Raw genomic sequence first — 552 nt, forward strand, 5'->3', positions numbered from 1 at the left:
GCCCGGACCGGCCCGCCCGCGAAGCGCTGCCGCCCGCCTGGCAGACCTACCAGGACAGCGCGGCACGGGTCCGCGCCCTCGTCGCCGAGGTCGGTGGCTTCCCGCTGGCGGTCGAGCTGGCCCAGGGCGGCGGCACGGAGTCCTTCCGCCGGTTCGACACGGCGTCGACGATCGCGTTCGACGCCAGCCGCGGCCGGTTCGCCCAGCGGCTCACCGCCGCCGACGACGGCCTGGACACGCTGCCCCTGGCCGTCACGGCGGCCATCCTGCTCGCCGTCGCCGTCGCCCTCGCCGGCATCCAGCTGCGCATCAACGACTACAGGTAGCCGCCGCCATGCCGACATCCGACGCCATGCCGACATGCCCCGCCATGCCGGCATCCGGTGCCATGCGGACATCGACCGTCCCCCCGATGCCGGCGCGGCTCATCGCGGTGGCCGTCGCGGTGCTGTTGGCCCTCGCCGGCGCCGGCTGCGCGACCGTGGACGCCCCGCTTCCCACGCAGGCGCGGCCGCTGGTCACGACGGCCGTCTCGGCCCCGCCGGCCACCGG

General features: G+C 76.8%; 1 pseudogene. It reads left to right on the plus strand.

What is annotated here, in order from left to right:
* Positions 1-326, plus strand: a pseudogene (locus tag ND748_RS33525) (hypothetical protein); the annotation flags it as partial.
* Positions 327-552: the final 226 nt, after the last annotated feature.

Source organism: Frankia sp. AiPs1, from assembly GCF_023716945.1.
Lineage (GTDB): Bacteria > Actinomycetota > Actinomycetes > Frankiales > Frankiaceae > Frankia.